Raw genomic sequence first — 19,057 nt, 5'->3', positions numbered from 1 at the left:
ATTCGGGTGCGCGCGCTCAGCTACCGAAGCCGCTGACGGCGTATTCGCGCTCGCGCTGGAGGATGACGAGGGCGGCGTAGCCGGATTGCACGTCGGCACCGGCCGGCGCGCCGGTCGCGGCCCCGCCCATCCCGGTCGTATGGATCGGGAGCCAGCCGTCGTTCATGAGGGCGTTGAGGGCACGGATGCTCTCGCCCTCACCGGGCCAGCTCGGGTCGAAGTAGACGATGTGGGCTTTGCGTTCGGTCGCCATGGAGTCGGGAGGTTACGGCTGCTCGCCACGCAGGATTGCGCGGAGCGCGGCCACGTCGAGCTGATCTTTGGGGCGGAGGGAGTCGGTTTTGAGACGGAGGAGCCCCTCGGCGGTGAGGTGACGGATGGGCACACCTTCAACTTCTTGGGTAGCGGTCTGGAGCAGCAAGTCAGCGTAGGTAAGCCCGCTCATCTGGGTAAAGATGTCGAGGTCGAACGTCTCGGCGACGCGGACGCAGCCCTCTTCCATGGGGAAATCGTCCGGGGATAGCTCGGCTGCTGCGCCCTCGCCGAAGCCGGTGAGCACGTCGAGCATGGAGCGGAGGTTGGCAGGATCGGCGTCGACGAGGATATCCACGTCGTCCGTGACGCGCGCGTAGCCCACGAAGGCCACGGCGAGCCCGCCGACGACCACGAAGTCAACCCCGGCGCGGCCGAGCGCGGCCAACAAGCTTGCGAACGTGTCCATCGGCGTTGGGTGGGAGGAGACCGAGCGCGGCGAGTTCGCACCGCAGGCGCCACACGACAGCGACCGGGGAGCGCGGCGTGGTGCGCCCGACGACACGGCGAATGTGGGAGCGGGGGTCGGGCTCGGCCATAGGGTTACGCGGTTTCGGGGCGGGCGGGGATGCCTCGCGTCTCGCGGACGAGGTCGAGGAACTCGTCGAAGAGGTACGCGCTATCGTGGGGGCCGGGCGAGGACTCGGGGTGGTACTGCACCGAGAGGCCGGGGTACGCGGCGAAGCGGAGGCCCTCGACGGTCCCGTCGTTGAGGTTCTGGTGCGTGACGCGCGCCACGCCGTCAGTGATCGAGTCCTCTTCCACCGCGAAGCCGTGGTTCTGCGTCGAGATCTCGACGTGACCGCGGTCGAGGTTTTTGACGGGCTGGTTCGCGCCCCGGTGGCCGACTTTCATTTTGTAGACTTCCATCCCGGAGGCGAGTGCCATGAGCTGGTGGCCGAGGCAGATGCCGAAGACGGGCACGTCGCCCTCCGCCGCCTCCTTCGCCGTCTCGATGGCTTCGGGCATCGCGCGGGGATCGCCGGGGCCGTTCGAGAAGAAGAGGCCGTCGGGGTTCCACGCGAGCACGGCATCAAGCGGGGTATCGGCGGGGAAGACGCGGACGGCGCAGCCGCGGCGGGCGAACGAGCGGAGGATGTTGCGCTTGACGCCGTAGTCGTAGACGGCGATGCGCGGGCCGTCGGGGTCGGTCTTCCCGTCGAGGTGGAAGTCGTAGGGCTCGGGTGTGGTGACGCGGCTGGCGAGTTCGAGCCCGGCCATGCTCGGGTGCGCCTTCGCCTTCGCGACGAGGCTGGCGTCGTCGAGGTCGGTCGCGGAGATGACGGCGTTCTGCACGCCGCCTTCGCGAATGTGCCGCACGAGCCGCCGCGTGTCGACGCCGGTGATGCCGACGAGCCCGTGCCGATGCATCCAATCCTCAAAGCTCTCGTCGGCGTTCTCGTTCGAGTAGTGATCGACGAACGCCCGCGTGACGAGGCCGGCGACGCGCGGGCCGTCGGCTTCGAGGTCCTGCTCGGACGCGCCGTAGTTGCCGATGTGGGGGTACGTCATCATCATGATCTGCCCGACGTAGCTCGGGTCGGTCATGATCTCCTGGTAGCCAGCCATGCTCGTGTTGAAGCACAGCTCCCCCGCCGTCTCGCCGACATAGCCGACGGCGAGACCGGTGACGACGGTGCCGTCTTCGAGCGCGAGTTTGGCGGGGCGGCGGGCAGGCGTGGACTCAGGCTTCATGGAGCAGTGGGACTGAAGTGGAGGCAGAGGGAGAGGTCGGGTGCGAGATCAAAGGGCGTTCCGCCGCGTGATGGACGGCGTCAACAGGGAGCGTCGTTGCCCGATTGATACAAAAAAAGCCCTCCCGAAACGGGAAGGCTCAGCGGAGCGGAGCGCTCGGCACCGTGAGGATCGGGCAGGAGGAGGAAGACGCCGGGCACGGGTTGGGGGAAGATCGGTCGGTTCGCGGATGAACGGGGCCGCGAAAACGGCGGTTCCGTCGAGCGCGAGTTTCACGGAGGCTCATGGCAAGACTCGGGGGCAAAACTACCGTGCAGGTCCAGCCGGATCAAGAGCACCGCCACGTGTCGGGCCGACGCGCCCCTCCTTTCTGCCTCTTTTCACACCGGGACGCTCGCTATACTTGCGGCGCGACCCTCCCCGTTCTCTCTTCGTGCCCTCCGCCCGCTCATCCTCCCCCCCGCCGCGCCTCCGCACGGAGCGCCACGACCGGCTCTACCGGCCGCGCATCCTCGCCACGCTCGCGGCGAGCCTCCTGCTCTTAATTCTAGCGTTCCGACTCTGGCCTGTCGAGGAGCGCGCTACGCCCCCGCTCTACGTCGCCACACCTCACGAGCAGATCCCGCTCGAACTCATCGAGCCGACGGCGCAGTCGCCGCGCACGGCCCCGCCCCCACCGCCGACCCTGCCCCCGGTGGAAGTCCCCGACGACGTCCCGATCCCCGACCTCGAGATCGACTTCGAGCCGCTCGACACAAGCCCGAACGCTGACATCGCCCTGCCCGACGCACCGCCCGGCCCCGTCGAAGCCGAAGGCTCACCCGACGCCCGCCCCACCTTCGTCGAGCGCGCCGACCGGCGCCCGCAGACGATCAGCCCCGTGCTGCCGGACTACCCGCGCGAGGCCGAGCGGCGCGGCATCCGCGCCCGCGTCCGCCTCCGTCTCCGCATCGACGAGCGCGGCCGGCTCAAAGAGGTCGAGATCGTCGACCGCTTCCTCCTCGACAAGCGCGACCGCGAGGAGCGCGTGGCCGAGATCGGATACGGCGTGGAGCAGGCCATCCTCGACGCCGTCAACCGCACGCGCTTCCGCCCCGGCCGCCACGAGGGCCGCCCCGTCGAGACGTACACCACGATGACGCTCGGCGTCGGCGTGTGAGAAAGGTTAAAGGGTAAAGGGTAAAGGGTAAAGGGTAAATTACTAAACCCTCTTCGCGTTGCGGATGATGGCGGTGATGACGGCGTAAAGCTCGTTCGCTTCTTGCAAGAGGGGGGCGATTCTTTCTTCGGATACGAGACCCGAGCGAACCATCACGCGGAGCCAATAGCGGCTCTCCCGCGCCTCTTTCTGTGCGATCCCGTATTTGTGTACGAAGTCTTTCCGGCTCTCCGCATCCTGTGCCTCCTCGATGTTGGCTCCGATAGAGGTCGCCGAGCGGAGGTACTGCTTGCCGAGGACCCACCCCGCCCGATCCGCGCCGGCTTGCAAATGCTGAAACAGCTTCACTGCTCGAACCGCGTAGTCCTCCGACCGCTTGAGAATATCTCGCGCCTGGTTCTCCATTTCCACCTCCCTTTACCCCTCACCCTTTACCCTTTCAAAGCAACCCGAGTTGGCCGTCCGAGTCCGGGTTGAAGTGAACAGTCCCGGTCTGCCCCGCCATCGCTGCGATGCGGCGGACGAGGCGCTCGAAGTCGGCCGGATCGTTGACGAAGTCGATCGTCGTGCTGTTGATGATGAGAAGCGGGCCCTTCGTGTAGGTGCGGAAATAGCGGTCGTACGCCTCGGCGAGCTCGGTGATGTAGCTCCGCTCCATGTTCCGCTCGTACGGGCGGCCGCGGTGCGCGATGTTCTGCATCAGCCGGTCCACCGAACTCTGGAGGTAGACGACGAGGTCGGGCTGCGGCGTGGCGGGCTCCATCAGCCCGTAGAGGTTTTCGTAAAGCTGGAGCTCGTCGCCGTCGAGGGTGATGTGGGCGAAGATGCGGTCTTTGTCGAAGGTGTAGTCAGCGACGGTAGCGTGGTGGAAGAGGTCGCGCGCGCCGAGCTCCTTCTGCTGCCGGAACCGGCTGGCGAGGAACGCGAGCTGCGTCTGGAACGCCCACCGCACGGGGTCGCGGTAGAAGTCCGGCAGGAACGGGTTCTCTTCGAACTCTTCGAGCACGAGCCGCGCGCCCATCCGCTCGGCCACGAGCCGCGCCAGCGTCGTCTTCCCCGCCCCGATCACGCCCTCGACCACGACGTAGCGGAGCGCGTCGGGGATCTCGAACTCGGAGGCGGACGTCACCGGGCTCTGGAAGTCGAGCGGTTGCGGCAGCACGCGGAGCTCGCTCGGGTCGGCGCACTGCGCGAGGAGGTCGCGGACGGGGAGGCCGACGCCGGGCACCACGAGGTCCGGTGCGAGGTCGGCGAGGGGCTGGAGGACGAACCGGCGCTCGCCCATCCGAGGGTGCGGCACGGCGAGGTCGTCGTCCCACACGACGTGTTCGCCGTAGAGCAGGAGGTCGAGATCGAGCGGGCGCGGGGCCCACGCGACGCGGCGCTCGCGCCCGGCGTCGTGCTCGAGCTGGCTGAACGTCTCGAGGAGGGCGTCGGGCTCCAGCGTCGTCCGCACCTCGGCCACGGCGTTGAGGTACGGCGGCTGCGGCGTGTCGTCGAGCGTGTGGGCGGGCCCTTCATAGACGGGCGAGACGGCCACGACGCGAATGCCCACCTCGCGATTCAAGGCTTGCAGGGCCGTAGCGAGTTGCTCGGCGCGATCCCCGAGGTTCGCGCCGAGCCCGACGAAAGCCCGTACGGATTCACGTCGCTCGTTCATGCCACCCGCTCAGCGCGGTACACGGCCTCGGCGCGGTCCACCGAGCCGCCGACGGGCGGGTTCGCCTTCCGCACCGTCACCTCGGCCCGAGCCACGATGTCAAACGCGTCGAGGACGGCGTGGGCGATGCGGTACGCGAGCTTCTCGATGAGGTAGAACTTGTTGCCGGTGACGAGGTCGCGGACGAGGTTGTAGACCCGCTCGTAGTCCACGGTCCGGTCGAGGTCGTCGTGCTCTGCGGCGGCGCGGAAGTCGAGGTCCATCGCCACGTCCACCTCGTAGCGCCCGCCGATGCGGTGCTCCTCCTGCATCACGCCGTGGTGGGCGTAGAAAACGGCGTTGATGAGGCGGACCGTCCCGGCCGAGCGGGCCGTCGTGGCCGCGTCGGTGCGGTCGGGCGTGGGAGGAGGCATACCAGAGGGGAAATAAATCGTACGAAGAAGATAGCGGCGAACGACACGGCGCGGGGCCGGCCGGCCCGTCTTCCACCCTCAATTCGCAGGGCCTTCCCGCCGCGCCGCTCGCACGAGGCGGACGACGAGCAGCACGGGCAGCGCGGCGTGCCAGAACAGGTCGAACACGTCCTCGGGCCGGGTGAGTTCGCCCGCGATGAGCCACTTCAGATCGCGCCAGAGATGCGGCTCCGGCACGAACGGCGCGAGCGCCATGAACACGGCGCCGACGGCGAGCAGCCACAGCGGGATGCGGTCGAGCCAGCGCATCAGAGCCCCTCCGGGAGGTCGAGTCCGTCGAGGAGCGCCGCGTCGTCCGGCGCGATCCGGCCGGCGTTGCGATCGGCGAGGAGTTTGGACACGAAGAGCGTGTTGTAGATACCGAGCGCCGTGTCGCTGCGCTTCGCGTGCTCGTCGAAGAACGCGACGACGTCGGCGTTGCGCATCGCTGGCCCAACGTGGATCGCGCGCGGCCCGAACGGTCCCGGCGGGGCTTCAGCGGGGAAGCTCTTCTCGGGCTCGAACGCCTTCTTGCCGATGTGGCACCCCACACACTGCGTCGGACTACGGAGCGCGCGCGGCGGCGTGTCGGTCGCGGCGGCGAGGTCGCCGGTCGGGCCGTAGACGACGAAGTCCCAGAACCCGTCAGGCCGCTTCAGCATCGCCGTCGTCTCCACGCGCTCGCCATCGAGCCAGTGCTCGCCGACGAGCGCGGTACCGACGGGGTAGAGCAGCCGGTCCCCGTTCGCGTGGTAGTTCGCCAGCGCCGAACGGATCGCCGCCATGGGGACGAAGAGGTGTCGCCGCGCGCTCGTCATCACCCCGTCGATCTCGACCGTGAACCACGCCGAGTCGGCCCGGGCGTAGGGCGCGGCAGCACGGAAGGCGTCGAGCGTCGGCGGAAGGTCACGGGCCTCGGCATAGGTCTGCTCGAAGAAGGCGGCGAGTTCGTCCCAATCGAGCGAGTCGTCACCGTTCGCGTTCGCCGTGGCGAGCGCTTCCTGCCATGGCTCTGCGAGCGCATCGGGGTGCAGCGTGAAGGCGTCGCCCTCGCCCGAGAGCACGCCTGCAGCGACGGCGTCGCCGCCGTCGGGTCCGAGGTACGAGCCGAAGTAATAGCGGAGCAGTCGCTCGGGATCCCGCTTCTCGAGGTCGAGCCGGAGCCCGTCGCGTTCGGCCGCTCCCCCACGCTCGGCGCAGCCGCCGAGCACGACGCACACGACGGCGAGGAGGAGGCAACGTGGGATGGAAACGTGGAGGGTCACGGGAGAATCGGATGTGGAACCGGGCCTCGAACGCCGGACGGACGCGAGGTATTACCCGGCCGCGCCGAGTTCGGCGAGGTAGGCGCGGGCTCGCTGATCGCCGGGAGAGAGCGTGAGCAGGCGCTCGAACATCCGCCGCGCGTCGGCGGTGCGGCCGAGTTGGACGTAGGCCACGCCGAGGTTTCCGTACGCGGGGGCGTAATCGGGCCGGGCACGGATGGCCTGCTCGAACTGCTCGATGGCCGGGTCGAGCCGCCCGTCGGAGAGGTAGATCGCGCCGAGGTTGACGCGGGCCTCGGCGAAGTCGGGGTCGAGCCGGACGGCCGTGGCGAGGGGCCGCTCGGCCGCCGCCATCCGGCCCGCTTGCAGGTAGAGGAAGCCGAGGTTGTTCCACGCCGCCGGGTGGTGGAGCGAGTCCGCCGCGACGGCCGCTTCGAGGTGCTGCACGGCCTCGTCGGTCCTCCCCATCTCGCTCAGCACGTCGGCGAGAGCGATGCGGGCTTCCACGAGGAGCGGCTGGATCTCGACGGCGCGGCGCAGCGGCGCCTCAGCCGCCTCGGCCTTCCCCCGCCGGTCACGCACGGTCCCGAGCCAGTACTGCGCCCATGCGTCGCCGGGGTACGCCGCCACGGCCTCGCCGAGCACGCGCTCCGCGGCGGCGAGCGAGTCCATCTCCGCGAGCGCTCGCCCGAGCGCCACGCGCGCGTCGACGCGGTCGGCGCCAGCGGCGAGCCCGCGCCGGATGCGGGCAGCCACGTCGGGCAGGTACGCCGCCTGCGGGTGCACCGTCTCGTAGAAGTGGAAGTACGCGAGCGCAGCTTCGAGATCAGCCTCGCCGGGCGGCATCGGCTGCGCCCCGTCCAGCAAATTGACGAGGACGAACGGCTCCTCGCGGCTCATGTCGCGCTCGATGAGGCCGGGGGCGCGGGCGGGCGGGAGCTCGCGGCGGATCCAGTGGTCGGTGAACGAGACGTGGGGGATGTCCGACGTGCCGCCCGTCTGCATGTGGCAGCTCACGCAGTCGCCCGTCATCGCCTCGGCGGGCGAGCCGACGCCTGGCCGCTCGCACAGCGCCTCGTGCGCGACGGCCCCACCCGGCGGATCGCCGTCGCCGCCGTGGCAGCTCTGGCAGACCGAGTTGAACCAATCGGCCCCGAGTTCGGCCGTCGGCTGGTGCGGATCGTGGCACGTCGTGCACGTCATCGCGCTCTCCTCGAAGCAGGCGCTGAGAGCGAGGCGGAGCGCGTGGGAGGCGATGCCGAAGTCGTCGGGGTCCTCCACTTTGTCGAGCCGGGCGAAAACGGTGCGGTGCGAGGCGAGCGGCTCGCCGGGGCGAAACGTCGTCGGGTCCTCGCCCGGCTTGAACACGGCGAGCCCCTCGAGGTGGCACTGCTGGCAGACGCTGAGCTGGGCCTCACGGTCGAGCGAGGCGAGGTCGACGAGGTGCGGGTCGGGCGCACCGGGAGCAGGCTCGTTCCCCGCAAGCCGGGCCTCGACGTGGTCCGCGGCGGGGCCGTGGCAGCGCTCGCACGTGATGCCGAGCGGGAGTTCGGCGTAGTGGTTCTGCGTGAACGGCGTCGGCTCGGGCAGCCCGTTGTGGCACGTCATGCACTCGAGGTTCGCCGGGCGGCTGAACCGGCTGTTCGAGGTGTAGTAGCCGGGGCTCATATCCCAGATCGCGCGCTCGACGTACCACGTGAGCGGCATCTCGGTGACGTAGCCGCCCACGCGCATGAGGTAGGACCGCGTCGCGTTCCCGCTGCCGACGACGTAGTCCGCGCGGTGGACCCGTTCGTGGATCACGTCGCCGCTCTCGTCGAGCCGGAACTCGCGCTGGAACAGCGTATCGCCCCGGACGAATGCCTGGTAGTAGAAGTCGAAGTTCTCGTTGTACACGACGGGGCTGCGGCCCTCCGCATCGAACCGCTCCGGCGCAGCGGCTGGGTCGAAGCGGGAGACGGAGCGGCCCATGCCGGTGCGGTGGTAGCTCGCGTACAGCTCGGCGTGGCAGGAGGCGCAGGCTTCATCCCCGGCGTACGACGCCGCGACGGCGGCCGCCTCCCCGCTCGGCTCGGCGGACTCGTCGGAGCGGCACCCGACGAGCATCATGAGGCTCAGGATGAGGAGGACGATGGAGCGCATCAAAAACGCGGGGCGGTCAGGTCGAAAGCGGGCGGAAGATACCACGGCTCCGCGCCCGCCACGAGGCCATGCGGCGTCCCTCCTCGCGGCTCTTACTCTCTCGTCGTACGGACCTCAGCCAGAATGGAATGGCTGTTGCACTCAGCCGAAACGGCTACGGGGTATCCCCTATGCGACCCTTCCACACCCGGCCCAGAGCCATTCCGTAACCAACGGCTTCCTAATCTTCCTCTCCGGTGCTCCCGGCGCCGCGGCGGAACCCAAGCTAGCCCCCGTTTCCCTCGTTCCTCCGAGTACTTAATCAGCGAGCCTCCGCTATGAGCGCCAGTATGTACCACGCGATCGAAGACCTCGAACGCCAGCTTGACGCCTGCGTCGACCGGGTCCACAGCCTGGAGGTCCATGTTCGCACCGAGATCGACCAGCAGAGGGAGGAGATGCAGAAATTGCGCGGCCAGCTCCGGAGAGCACTCGCCGCGGTGTCGGAGACGCTCATCATGCCGGCCGATGACGGCGCGCAGCCCGAGACCGCCACAGCGTCCGAAGCTGGACCGGAAGCATTCGCCGATCTCCTGCCGGGATCGGGGGATTTCGACACGCCGTCCGCCCTCGTCTTCGATGACGACCCCGACTTCCTCGATCCGTTTGCGTCGGTGCTGCCCGAGGTCGCGTACGAAGCAGAGGACGTGCAGGACGATGCCATGGAGGCTCCCGTCGATGCCCTGGAGACGCCCATCGCTGAGGAGCTCAGCGTGAGCGAGTTCAGCGTGGAAGAGCCACCCGTCGCCCAGATCGGCTTCGTAGAGGAAGCCGAGTACGAGCTCGAAGCAGAGCTCGAAGCGTCCACCGCGAGCGAGGAAGCCGGTGCGAATGACGACGAGGCCGAAGCCATCGTGGAGGCCGAGGCGCCTGCCAACAGCCCGGCGTGGTCGGGCCCCGTCGACCCCAGCGTGATGTCGAACTTCATCATCCCGGCCGATGCGTTCGTCTCGGAACAGGACGATATGTCCTCGGAGCCCGCGGTCCCCGAGCCGAAGGTCGAGCGCCCGCACGCCGAGCGGACCAGCGAACAGGCCCCCGAGCAGCCGAAACCCCTCTCTGAGTTCGACCGCCTCCTCGACTGGTCAGACTTCGAGGTTGAAGGAGCCGACGAGCAGCATGACGAGTCCCCATTGCCCACTTCGTCCGGTGACGGCATAACGGCCACCCATGCCCCCCCGCGCCCCACCGTGCGCCAGGACCGGAACGACCGGCCTGTGACCGTCTCCCGCCGCGTCCCCGAACTCATCAGCGCTGAAAGCTTGGAACAGAAGATCGGCGATGACCTCACCGTCATCTCCGGGATCGATGCCGAGATGCAGGAGGCGCTCCGCCAGATCGGCATCATCTCCCTCGACGAGATCGCGAGCTGGCACCCCGCCGACGCGCAGCGCATCGCTGCCCAGCTCGGCACGGCTTCGGACCGTGAGATCTTCGACGTGTGGGTGCCCGAGGCGCAGTCCGCCCTCTTCGACCTCTTCCAGCAGCGTCTCCGCAGCAACCGCTTCCACAACCTCGACGAGATGTAGCGCTCGCCGAGGCGCCGGAGAACCGCTAGAGGCTCGGCGTGCCGAGCGCCCCGTTCATTTCGGGGATCACAGAGAGATCGTGGAACGAGGCGATGCGCATTTCGAGGTCGCCGTTGTCGAGGCTCAGCAACCGCTCCGTGCCGAACGCCTCGACGACGAACGATGCGAGCGCGCTGCCGAGTACGACGGCGCGGCGCATCTCTTCGGGGTCGTGCGGGTCAGTGCGAGCGAGGTGGCCGGCGAAGCCGCCCATGAACGCATCGCCCGCGCCCGTCGGGTCGTAGATGTCTTCGAGCGGGAAGGCCGGGGCACTGAACACGGTGCCGTTGCGGAAGAGGAGCGCGCCATGCTCGCCCTTTTTGATGACGAGCGTCTGCGGCCCCATGCCCCGGATGATGCGGGCAGCGCGGACGAGGTTCGGCTCGCCGGATAGCTCGCGCGCCTCGGAGTCGTTGATCACGAGGACGTCCACCCGTTCGAGCGTTTTCCGCAGTTCCTTCGGCGTGTGCTCGATCCAGTAGTTCATCGTATCGAGGATCACGAGGTCCGGGGCGTCGACCTGATCGAGCACCTTCTGCTGCACGGTCGGGTCGAGGTTGCCGAGGCAGACGATCCGGCTGTCGCGGTACGACGCGGGCACCTCGGGGTCGAACCCGGCGAGCACGTTGAGGTGGGTCGCGAGCGTGTCCCGGCGGTTGAGGTCGTAGTGGTAGCGGCCGGCCCAGAAGAACGTCTCGCCGTCCTCGTCGCGGACGAGCCCCTCGGTGTCGATCCCCCGCGAGCGGAAGAGGTCCACGTGCTCCTCGGGGAAGTCCCGCCCGACGACACCGACGACGCGGACGGGCGAGGTGAGGTAGCGCGCCGCGAGGGCGATGTACGTGCCGGAGCCACCGAGGATGCGGTCGGCCTTGCCGAACGGGGTCTCGATGGTATCGAAGGCGACGGTGCCGACGGCGAGGACGCTCATAGCTTCAGGGTCGGGGAACGGAGGTAGAAAACGGGCAGCCCCGAAGATAGAGCACGCACACGGGGGCGGCGGCTTCGCAGCCACCGCCCCCGGTGAAGAATAGGTCGAATGCCGATCACGCTCCACGCGTCACGCTGTGGGAGCGCAGGCGGCGACCCGGATCAGGAGATCCTGTCGAGCCAGTCGCCGGCTTTCTTCGAGAACGCCTGCCCGATGGCCTCGGCGATGCTCTCGCTGAAGTCCTTCGCTTCTTCGAAGCCGTGCTTCGCGTTCTTTGAGACGGCGTGCGAGGCCTCACTGAGCGCCTCGGCGGCGACGGCGAGCTGCTTGGAGATCACGTCTCCAGCGTCATCGGCGTAATAGCGGCCCTGCTTCGAGAGCTGCTTGGCACGCTGCTCGATCTTGCCGGTGAGCGTCTTCGGCTGGGGATCGGGGATCGCCGCCGTCACGATGCGGCCGACGAGCAGGCCGATCCCGATCGCACCGACGATCGCAAGGGCGGGGTTTTCCTCGACCCACAGCTTCGTCCGCGTCACCCAATCGTCGCTGTCGGCGGGGTCGAGCGAGAGGCGGTCCACGGTCGGATCGCCGAAAGCAGGCGCGCTCGTGATGGGGCGGGCCGAGGCGGCGTTCGTGGAAGACGGGGGACGGACGCTGGGGCCCGTGCCGGAAGGCGGTGTGCCGGTGCCGGTGCTGCTCGCGCCGGAAGTGGGAGCGCCGCTGGGCGTCGGGGCCGGCGGGGCCGCGGGCGACGGCTTCCCGGCGTCGGGCTTCGCGAGATCCGGGGCGTCGGACTTGGTGGCGTTCTTATCGGATTTGTTTTCCATGTCGGGAGTGGAGTACGAGAGGTAGGGGTGAGTGGCGCCGGCCGCGTGTCTCGCTGGGGCTGCGCCGGGCGGGACGGATCGGGCAACGGCGGGCGGCGGAGAGGGGCAGGACTCCGAAATCGATTACGCAGAAGGGCTCGGAGTGCCTGGCGTTGTTAAACGCGACGCGGCCCCGCTTTTGTTTCGCCGACGGCGAGATGCGAACCACACGGCACGGTGCGTTCCTCGGTTATCTTAGGCCGCGCCGATTCCCACCCGCCTCCTCTATGCGTTTTCTCGCTGCTGCGCTCGCCGCCGCTCTCCTCGCTGCCCCCGCCCTCGCCCAGCCCAACCCGGCGGGACCCGAGACCGCCTTCGCCGACGCCTACGCCCTCTTCGACGCCCGCCTCTTCGGCGAGGCCGAGCGCGCGTTCGCCGACTTCCGCGCGGCCTACCCCAACGACCCGCGCACGCCCGACGCCCTGTTTTACGGCGGCGAGTCCGCTCTCGCCGTCGGCGACGACGCGACGGCGGCGCGGTTGCTCTCGGACTTCCGCACCCGCTATCCGTCCCACCCGCTCGCGCCGCGCGCCCGCCTCGCCCTCGGCGAATACTACTTCGCCACCGAGCAGTACGACCGCGCGCTCGACGCGCTCGCCGAGGCCTTGGAAGAGGAGCAGCCGTCCGAGGACGCCGCGCGCGCCCTCCTCCTCACGGGCCAGACGATGCTCCGGCAGGACCGCCCCGACGCCGCCCTCCCCTACCTCCGCCGCGTCGCCGCCGAGCACCCCCGCTCCGTCGCCGCGCCGCAGGCGCTCTACGCCGCCGGCTTCGCCGAGTTCGAGCGCGGGCGCTACGTCGAGGCCGCCGACGCCTTCGGCCAGCTCGCCACGCGCTACAGCCGGACGCCCGAGGACCGCCGCGTAGGCCTCGCCCTCACCGACGCCTACGTCCGCACCGGGCAGTACGACCGCGCGATCACCGAGGGCGAGCGCCGCCTGCCCGACCTCAGCGGCCCGACGCGCGACCGCGCCCTGTTCTTCCTCGGCGAAGCCGCCCTCCGGCTCGACCGGCTGAGCGACGCCGAGGCCTACTTCGCCGAGATCGACGCGACCGGCGCGTACGCCCGCCGCGCCCGCTTCGGCACCGGCCGGATCGCGTGGGAGCAGGACGACTGGACGAATGCCGCCGACCGCTTCGGCGCCGTCCGCCAGTGGTCTGGGGCCGAATTCGACGACCTCGCCGCCGAGGCGACGTACTACGAAGGACTCGCGCTCAAACGGCTCGGGCAAATCGACGAGGCGGCGCGGCGGCTCGAAGCTGTCCACATCCGCCGCCCCGAAAGCTCGTTCGCCGACGCCGCCCTCTTCGAGCGCGGCTTCCTCCTCTACGGCGTGCGCCGGTGGGACGACGCCGCGCAGTCGTTCGAGACCCTCCTCGACCGCTACCCGACCTCGGCGTTCGCGGGCGAGGCAGCGCGGATGCTCGGCGAGACGTACGCCGCGCTCGGCGACTACCGCAAGGCGCAGCGCGCGAACGAGCGGGCCGAAGCGCTCGGCACGGCATCGGCCGAGTTGCGGGGCGAGGTCGCGTTTCAGCAGGCGTACGCGAGCTACCAGTCGGGCGATTTTGCGGAGGCGGCGCGCGCGCTCCAGCAGCTCTACCAGCGCGACCCGAGCGGGCCGCGCTCGGGCGAGACGCTGTTCTGGGCCGCTGAGGCCTCGTTTCAGGAGGGCCAGGCCGGCAATGCCGCCGCGCTCCAGCGAGCCGAAACCCTCTTCACCGAGTACCTGCAGAAATTCCCCGAGCACCGCCAGCAGGACGCCGCCCGCTACGCCCTCGCGTGGACCCTCTTCAAGCGCGGCGACTATGCCCGCGCCGCCACGGCCTTCGAGCGCTTCCTCGCCTCGTACCGCCCCGGCAGCGAGATCGTCCCGTACACGACCGACGCCCGCCTCCGCCTCGCCGACGCCTACTTCGCGCTGAAGCGGTTCGACCAGGCGATTGCGACGTACCAGCGCATCGAGGACACGACGGTCGGCGGTGCGGACTACGCCCTCTTCCAGATCGGACAGGCGCACGGCAACGCGGGCCGCACCGCCGAGGCCGTCGCCGCCTACGACCGGCTGCTCGCCCAGTATCCCGAGTCGTCGCTGCGGGCGCAGGCGCAGTACGCGAAGGGCGCGCTCGCCTTCCAAGAGGGCAACTACGACCGCGCGATTGCCGATTACCGCGTCGTGCTCGACCAGTACCCCGGCTCGCCGCTCGCCCCGAAGGCGCAGTACGGCATCGGCGACGCGCTCTACAACCAGGGCAAGCTCCGCGAGGCGACGGCCGCCTACCGCGCCGTGCTCGACCGCTACCCGAACAGCCCGTTCGTCGTGGACGCGCTCTCGGGCGTGCAGTACGCGCTCACGGCGCAGGGCGACGAGTACCAGCTCGACGAGATCGTGCAGCAGTACGCCGAGCAGAACCCCGACGCGTCGGTGCTCGACGAACTCCGCTTCCGGCAGGCCGAGGGCGCGTTCCAGAGCGGCAACCTCGTCGAGTCGATCTCCGCCTTTCAGAGCTTCATCCGCACGGCGCAGGATGACGCGCTCCTCGCCGCGGCGAACCTCTACATCGGCCGTGCCTACGCCGATCTCGGCCAGCCACGGGAAGCCGAGCCCTACCTCCGGCGCGTGGTCGAGCGCTACCCGAACGAGGACGTCCGGCCCGAAGCCGCCGCCCGCCTCGGCGCGCTCTACCTCGACGCCGAGCGCTACGCCGACGCGCTCACCCTCTTCCGCTCGCTCGGCGACGAGGCCGTGACGCCCGAAGCCGGCGCCGAAGCCCGAGTCGGCGAGGCCGAAGCGCTCCTCGGGCTTGGCCGCGCCGCCGACGCCGAGGCCCTCTTCGGCACGGTGATCCAAACTGTCCCGAACACGCCGCTCGCCGACCGTGCCGGGCTCGGCCTCGCCCGCACGCTCGAAGCCCAGGGCCGCGCCGACGACGCGATCGACTTCTACCGCGACCTCGCCGCCACGAACGACGACGCGGCGGGTGCCGAGGCCGCCGTCCGCCTCGCCGACGCCCTCTTCGCAGGGGGCGACGCGCAGGGCGTCCTCTCGGCCCTCGACCGGCTTAACATCGAGACCCGGTTCGCGGGCTACCCCGACGACGTGGCCGCCGCTCTCCTCGTCCGCGCCCGCGCCTTCCGCCGCCTCGGCGAGCCCGGCCGCGCCGACGAAGCCTACCAGCGCGTGATCGCCGCCTACCCCGACACCCCGGCCGCCGCCGTAGCCGAGCGCGAACGATGATGACCAACGAACAGATGGACGTGTGGACGTGTGGACGTGTGGACGTGTGGACGTGGGTTAGGAGCATTACTCCTCTACCCTCATACCTCCTCGCCCTCGTCCTCCTCCCCGCCGTTGCCTTCGCGCAGCCGGATACGGAGCGGCTGCCGGACCTCACGCCGCGCGCGTTCGAGATCCGCGGCGACCTCCAGATCTCGCTCCCTAACCTCGAACGGCAACCGCTGCGCGGCTTCGCCCCGCCGCCGCGCACGTACGTCGTCCCCGGCAGCCGGCAGACCTACGTCGCCCCCTACGGTCAGGACATCGACGGCCTGCCGGTCGACCCGCTCGCGGAGCCGGTGCCGCCCGACGCCGCCGCGCTCTCGCCGCTCACGGGGCGGATCGACGCCGGCTTCGGCCGCTACCTCAGCCGGCTCGGACGGCTCACGGTCAGCGCCGGCGGCCTCGGCGTGAACGCGAGCTACTCGGGCTTCTCCAATTTCCAGCCGTTCGACGACGAGCCCGATTTCGACGCGCGCTCCGACGTGTTCGACGGCCGCATCGCCTACACCACGCCCGGCCCGACGCGCTTCGGCTTCGCCCTCGACGGCGACTACCAGCAGTACCGCCTCCTCGGCGCCGACGTGCCGAACGTGGTCGACGCGCAGCCCGACCGGACCGGCCGCACGATCGGCGGCAGCGTCTCCGTCGCCTCCGACGCGCCGGACCGCGTACCCTTCCACGCCGCCGCCCGCTTCGCCTCGACCGACTACTCCGTGAACGTGGAAGACGGCGTGTTCGACTTCGGCGTGCCGGAAGGCTCGTTCGACCAGACCGAAGCACGCTTCGAGGCTGACGGCGGCGTCCGGTTCGACCGCGTCCGCGTCGACGCTGCCGGGGCGTTCTCCGGGCTCGGTGATGAAGGCATCGGCGAGAGCCTGAAAACGTACAGCGCGGGCGGGACGGTGCAGCTTACGGTGGGGCGTGGCGTGCTCGACGTGGGCGCGCGCTTCCTCGGCTACAGCGCCTCGGCGCTCAACGGCGGTGGTTCCAGCCAGAACGTCGGCCCCGTCGTTTCCTTCGACCTCCCACTCTCGTCCACGACTCGATTCTACATCCGCAACGAGCCCTCGGTGGTGCGGCGTGGCCTCGCCGGCCTCTTCCGCGCGAACCCGTACGCCGTGCCCGAACCGTTCGTCGCGCCCGACCTCCACGTCGTCGACGGCGACGCCGGGCTGGAAATCCAGAGCCGGAACGTCCGCTTCACCGCGTACGCCGGGGGGCGCTACAGCCCGGTCGCGCTCCACTTCGTTCGGAATATCTCGGGGGCTACGGTCGGGCTCTACGACACGCGTTACGCCGAGGAGGTCGTCCTCCGCGGCGGGGGCAGCGTCACGTTCTACGCCCCGAACGGCCTGCGCGCCACGCTCGGCGCCGAATTCCGCTCCGGCACGCTCCCCGACACCGAGCAGGATATTCCCTATTTTGCTCCCTTCGTCGGCGAGTTGTCCCTCGCGATGCCCTTCGCCGAAGGCCGCGGCCTCGTGCAGGTCACCGGCTCCGCCGAGAGCGCGCGGCCCAGGGAAGCGCCCCTCGACGAAGCCCCCGCGTGGGCGACACTCGACGCCGAGGCGCACTACCTGTTCTCGCCGGGCGTCGGCGCCCTCGTCCGCGCCGAGCGCCTCGCGGGCCGCGCCGAGCAGTGGCCCGGCTACCCCCGGCCCCCGTCCGCCGTCCTCGCCGGCCTCCGCGTGCAGTGGTAACCCGGCGGTAACCCGTGGTTACCTCGCGCGCGTTTCGTATCCTCTCGCCCATGCACACCCCCTTGCCCATGCTGCCCGACACCGTCACCGACGACGTGCTCCGCGCCTTCAGCGAAGCCGTCCGCGAGCGCCTCATGCGCCGCGACCCCGTGACCGTGCCCGGCCTCGGTACGTTCGAGGTCCACCACACGCCCAGCCGCGCCGCACAGGACGAGAACGACCGGCGGATGCTCATGCCCCCCGCCGACCACATCGTTTTCGAACCCGTGCCGGACGCCTCCCACGCCTGAGCCATGGCCGATGCCCTCGTTACGCAACTCGCCCGCGCGCTGAACCTCTCGCCGGACGCCGCGCGCCACACCCTCAACCACCTCGTCGCCGCCCTCCGCGAGCAGATCGACGCGACGGGGAGCGCCGCCGTCCCCGGCCTCGGCACGTTCCGGCTCGACGACGATGACCGGCTCGCCTTCGACCCCGAGGACGCGCTCGCCCGCGCCGTGAACCACCGCTACGCCGGGCTCCGTCCGATCGCGGCGAGCCGCAGCGTCTCGAGACCCGCCGAACCCGAGCCCGCCGATCCATTCGAGACGGCAGTCCCCTCGGCACCAGCAGAGTCCGAACCGGACGAGTTCGAGGACGCGCCCGCCGCCGAGTTCCAACCGATCGAAGCGTTCATCGAGCCCGACACCGCTGAGGCCGAGGGCGCCGAGACGGACGACGCCGAGATGGAGACGGCCCCGCTCGACGAGGCCGAGACCGAAGCGACGGACGTCGAGGAGACGGAGCCCGACGTCGCTGAGCCCACGGCGTTTGAGGACCAACCCCTCGCAGAGGAGCCCTTCGCGGACGAACCCGTCCTCGAAGAAGAGCCCATCGGAGAAGAAGAACCCGTCGCGGAGGCTTCGTTTACTGCGGAGGAAGAGGACGAAGACAGCGAGGTGGACGAGGTACTCGCCGGTACGTGGGGGACGACCTCGGCGCTGCCGGAGGAAGATGCCCCCCACAGCGTGGCCCCAGACGAGCTCGCAGAGGAAGCCGACCACTCCGTCTTCGAGCCGGAACATGCTGCCGAGCCGGAGGACACCGCCGAAGCGGAGGGCGACGAAGCGTTCGAATACGAAGGTGTGGCGTCCGATGACCTTGAGGTGGTGCCCGATGACCTCGACCGGGAAGCGGCCGACGCGGAAGCATCGCCCGAGTTCGACGACGCGGAGCGCGACGCCGAAGCGACGGCCGATTGGCCCCTCGGCTACGACAAGGTCGCCGAGCCGGAGGCCGTCGAAGCCGACGACGACGACCTGCTTGCCGCGGACGAAGCCAGGGACGACGACCCTCTCGTCGACGACACCGCGGCGCTCAACGCCGCCGAGGCGCCGCCCGTCACGGAAATCGAGTCCGAGCCGCATGATGAGCCGGCGCCCGAGCCGACCGTAGCGCCCGCCGTCGCAGCGACCGGTGCCGCCTCACGCCCCCCCGTCGCGCCCGAGCACAAGAGCAACATGCGCGTGCTCGGCGGGATCGCCGTCGTGCTCCTGCTCGCGCTCGTCGGGCTCCTCTGGGCCCTCAACCGCGAGCCGGCCGCACCCGTCGTCGCCGAGCGCCCGCCCGTGCCCGCCGACACCGTCGCCGCTCTGCCCCCGCCCGTGGATACCGCCGCCGTCGCCGTCGACACTGCCGCCGTTGCGACACCCGAGCCTGCTGCGCCCGCCCCATCTGCCGATCCGCTCCGCAGCTCCGAAGGCATCGACCGAGCCGACGGCGGGTTCTCATGGATCGTCGCCTCCGAGTTCTCACGCGAGCCGGCCGAGCGCCGCGTGGCCGCGTTCCGCGAGCAGGGCTTCCGCGCCGACGTGATCGCCGAAGAAGCCGCCGGCCGCACCCGCTACCGCGTCGCCCTCGGCCAGTTCACCTCCATCGACGAAGCCGACCGCTTCCGCTCCGACCTCCCCGCCGGCGTGCCTGCCGACACTTGGCTCCTCCGCCTCTAACC

17 protein-coding genes are annotated in these 19,057 nt (G+C 70.0%); 6 read left to right on the top strand and 11 right to left on the bottom strand.

The window, feature by feature from the left end; genetic code table 11:
- Window positions 1–16 precede the first annotated feature (16 nt).
- From ABJF88_07635 to carA, 3 genes are all read right to left on the bottom strand, one after another.
- The gene (locus ABJF88_07635) at window positions 17–253 is read right to left on the bottom strand and encodes a hypothetical protein (GenBank protein ID MEP0546786.1); all 237 of its coding nucleotides are present in this window, start codon (window positions 251–253) and stop codon (window positions 17–19) included.
- A gap of 12 nt (window positions 254–265) precedes the next feature.
- Window positions 266–721 carry a nucleotidyltransferase gene (locus ABJF88_07630; protein MEP0546785.1) on the bottom strand — a complete coding sequence of 152 codons (456 nt, stop codon included), beginning with the start codon at window positions 719–721 and terminating at the stop codon, window positions 266–268.
- Between the two features lie 134 nt (window positions 722–855).
- On the bottom strand, window positions 856–2,007 hold the full coding sequence (carA, locus tag ABJF88_07625) for a glutamine-hydrolyzing carbamoyl-phosphate synthase small subunit (protein MEP0546784.1): 1,152 nt from the start codon (window positions 2,005–2,007) through the stop codon (window positions 856–858).
- Window positions 2,008–2,440: 433 nt separating this feature from the next.
- Here carA and ABJF88_07620 point away from each other — a divergent pair, with 433 nt between their 5' ends.
- Window positions 2,441–3,166, top strand: coding sequence for an energy transducer TonB (locus ABJF88_07620; protein MEP0546783.1), 726 nt, complete (start codon window positions 2,441–2,443; stop codon window positions 3,164–3,166).
- 42 nt (window positions 3,167–3,208) lie between these two features.
- Here the strand turns inward: ABJF88_07620 and ABJF88_07615 are convergent, their stop codons facing one another.
- The 6 genes from ABJF88_07615 to ABJF88_07590 all read right to left on the bottom strand — a co-directional run bounded on the left by ABJF88_07615 (window position 3,209) and on the right by ABJF88_07590 (window position 8,685).
- Window positions 3,209–3,571 (bottom strand): four helix bundle protein, encoded by a 363-nt coding sequence (locus tag ABJF88_07615; protein ID MEP0546782.1) that lies wholly within the window; start codon window positions 3,569–3,571, stop codon window positions 3,209–3,211.
- 34 nt (window positions 3,572–3,605) lie between these two features.
- Window positions 3,606–4,826 (bottom strand): 2-amino-4-hydroxy-6-hydroxymethyldihydropteridine diphosphokinase, encoded by a 1,221-nt coding sequence (folK, locus tag ABJF88_07610; protein MEP0546781.1) that lies wholly within the window; start codon window positions 4,824–4,826, stop codon window positions 3,606–3,608.
- A complete protein-coding gene (gene folB, locus ABJF88_07605; protein MEP0546780.1) occupies window positions 4,823–5,239 on the bottom strand; it encodes a dihydroneopterin aldolase in 417 nt (138 codons plus the stop codon). Before folB ends, folK begins: the two co-directional genes overlap by 4 nt.
- A 78-nt stretch (window positions 5,240–5,317) precedes the next feature.
- Entirely contained in the window at window positions 5,318–5,548 is a 231-nt protein-coding gene (locus ABJF88_07600; protein ID MEP0546779.1) for an RND transporter, read from the bottom strand.
- Entirely contained in the window at window positions 5,548–6,543 is a 996-nt protein-coding gene (locus tag ABJF88_07595; GenBank protein ID MEP0546778.1) for a hypothetical protein, read from the bottom strand. The genes ABJF88_07600 and ABJF88_07595 overlap by 1 nt, the downstream gene beginning before the upstream one ends.
- A 51-nt stretch (window positions 6,544–6,594) precedes the next feature.
- A complete protein-coding gene (locus tag ABJF88_07590) occupies window positions 6,595–8,685 on the bottom strand; it encodes a tetratricopeptide repeat protein (GenBank protein MEP0546777.1) in 2,091 nt (696 codons plus the stop codon).
- Window positions 8,686–9,002: 317 nt separating this feature from the next.
- Here ABJF88_07590 and ABJF88_07585 point away from each other — a divergent pair, with 317 nt between their 5' ends.
- A complete protein-coding gene (locus ABJF88_07585; protein MEP0546776.1) occupies window positions 9,003–10,253 on the top strand; it encodes a hypothetical protein in 1,251 nt (416 codons plus the stop codon).
- A gap of 25 nt (window positions 10,254–10,278) precedes the next feature.
- Here the strand turns inward: ABJF88_07585 and ABJF88_07580 are convergent, their stop codons facing one another.
- Window positions 10,279–11,220 carry a PfkB family carbohydrate kinase gene (locus ABJF88_07580; GenBank protein ID MEP0546775.1) on the bottom strand — a complete coding sequence of 314 codons (942 nt, stop codon included), beginning with the start codon at window positions 11,218–11,220 and terminating at the stop codon, window positions 10,279–10,281.
- Between the two features lie 161 nt (window positions 11,221–11,381).
- Window positions 11,382–12,047: a hypothetical protein gene (locus ABJF88_07575; protein ID MEP0546774.1), complete on the bottom strand. Its 666-nt coding sequence runs from the start codon at window positions 12,045–12,047 to the stop codon at window positions 11,382–11,384.
- A gap of 266 nt (window positions 12,048–12,313) precedes the next feature.
- On the opposite strand from ABJF88_07575, the gene ABJF88_07570 reads away from it, so the two are divergent.
- The 4 genes from ABJF88_07570 (at window position 12,314) to ABJF88_07555 (ending at window position 19,055) form a co-directional block, all read left to right on the top strand.
- Window positions 12,314–15,325 (top strand): tetratricopeptide repeat protein, encoded by a 3,012-nt coding sequence (locus ABJF88_07570; protein MEP0546773.1) that lies wholly within the window; start codon window positions 12,314–12,316, stop codon window positions 15,323–15,325.
- Window positions 15,322–17,067, top strand: coding sequence for a hypothetical protein (locus ABJF88_07565; GenBank protein MEP0546772.1), 1,746 nt, complete (start codon window positions 15,322–15,324; stop codon window positions 17,065–17,067). The genes ABJF88_07570 and ABJF88_07565 overlap by 4 nt, the downstream gene beginning before the upstream one ends.
- A gap of 68 nt (window positions 17,068–17,135) precedes the next feature.
- Window positions 17,136–17,357, top strand: coding sequence for an HU family DNA-binding protein (locus ABJF88_07560; GenBank protein MEP0546771.1), 222 nt, complete (start codon window positions 17,136–17,138; stop codon window positions 17,355–17,357).
- A 3-nt stretch (window positions 17,358–17,360) separates the two neighbouring features.
- Window positions 17,361–19,055 (top strand): SPOR domain-containing protein, encoded by a 1,695-nt coding sequence (locus tag ABJF88_07555; protein ID MEP0546770.1) that lies wholly within the window; start codon window positions 17,361–17,363, stop codon window positions 19,053–19,055.
- Window positions 19,056–19,057: the final 2 nt, after the last annotated feature.

Source organism: Rhodothermales bacterium (assembly GCA_039944855.1).
In the GTDB taxonomy this organism is placed as follows: domain Bacteria; phylum Bacteroidota; class Rhodothermia; order Rhodothermales; family JANQRZ01; genus JBBSMX01.
The sequence above is the reverse complement of the archived record's forward strand: the minus strand, read 5'-3'. Positions and strand labels throughout refer to the sequence as shown.

Excerpts from the sequence above, each read along its gene's own strand:
- ABJF88_07635 (MEP0546786.1), bottom strand. The coding sequence starts at position 253 with ATGGCGACCGAACGCAAAGCCCACATCGTCTACTTCGACCCGAGCTGG.
- ABJF88_07630 (MEP0546785.1), bottom strand. The coding sequence starts at position 721 with ATGGACACGTTCGCAAGCTTGTTGGCCGCGCTCGGCCGCGCCGGGGTT.
- carA (MEP0546784.1), bottom strand. The coding sequence starts at position 2,007 with ATGAAGCCTGAGTCCACGCCTGCCCGCCGCCCCGCCAAACTCGCGCTC.
- ABJF88_07615 (MEP0546782.1), bottom strand. The coding sequence starts at position 3,571 with ATGGAGAACCAGGCGCGAGATATTCTCAAGCGGTCGGAGGACTACGCG.
- folK (MEP0546781.1), bottom strand. The coding sequence starts at position 4,826 with ATGAACGAGCGACGTGAATCCGTACGGGCTTTCGTCGGGCTCGGCGCG.
- folB (MEP0546780.1), bottom strand. The coding sequence starts at position 5,239 with ATGCCTCCTCCCACGCCCGACCGCACCGACGCGGCCACGACGGCCCGC.
- ABJF88_07600 (MEP0546779.1), bottom strand. The coding sequence starts at position 5,548 with ATGCGCTGGCTCGACCGCATCCCGCTGTGGCTGCTCGCCGTCGGCGCC.
- ABJF88_07590 (MEP0546777.1), bottom strand. The coding sequence starts at position 8,685 with ATGCGCTCCATCGTCCTCCTCATCCTGAGCCTCATGATGCTCGTCGGG.
- ABJF88_07585 (MEP0546776.1), top strand. The coding sequence starts at position 9,003 with ATGAGCGCCAGTATGTACCACGCGATCGAAGACCTCGAACGCCAGCTT.
- ABJF88_07580 (MEP0546775.1), bottom strand. The coding sequence starts at position 11,220 with ATGAGCGTCCTCGCCGTCGGCACCGTCGCCTTCGATACCATCGAGACC.
- ABJF88_07575 (MEP0546774.1), bottom strand. The coding sequence starts at position 12,047 with ATGGAAAACAAATCCGATAAGAACGCCACCAAGTCCGACGCCCCGGAT.
- ABJF88_07570 (MEP0546773.1), top strand. The coding sequence starts at position 12,314 with ATGCGTTTTCTCGCTGCTGCGCTCGCCGCCGCTCTCCTCGCTGCCCCC.
- ABJF88_07565 (MEP0546772.1), top strand. The coding sequence starts at position 15,322 with ATGATGACCAACGAACAGATGGACGTGTGGACGTGTGGACGTGTGGAC.
- ABJF88_07560 (MEP0546771.1), top strand. The coding sequence starts at position 17,136 with ATGCTGCCCGACACCGTCACCGACGACGTGCTCCGCGCCTTCAGCGAA.
- ABJF88_07555 (MEP0546770.1), top strand. The coding sequence starts at position 17,361 with ATGGCCGATGCCCTCGTTACGCAACTCGCCCGCGCGCTGAACCTCTCG.